1 protein-coding gene is annotated in these 238 nt (G+C 55.0%); it reads left to right on the forward strand.

All coding sequences use genetic code 11. The features are described from left to right. Nucleotides 1-238: hypothetical protein (locus DC53_RS22470; protein WP_206075189.1), on the forward strand; the 238-nt coding region annotated here is incomplete at both ends.

Here is a 238-nt window from a genome sequence, read left to right on the forward strand (position 1 = left end):
TATGCAACGACGAACGGTTCGCAGATCCTTCCCGGGACGTACTTCACCGAGAGTCCGGCGAACGACATTTACCAGTTTTCGAGCAATATCGCGCTGTCCGGAACCTCCCTCGCACCCCTGCCCCTCCATGGCAACACAAACCCGTCGAATAGTACCATCGAACTGAATACCGACTCGACCCTCACTTTCACCGTCGATGGCGAGTACCTAATCACAGGAACGCTGAGTCTCAATGACC

The organism is Pseudoalteromonas fuliginea (assembly GCF_000690055.1).
Classification (GTDB): domain Bacteria; phylum Pseudomonadota; class Gammaproteobacteria; order Enterobacterales; family Alteromonadaceae; genus Pseudoalteromonas; species Pseudoalteromonas fuliginea.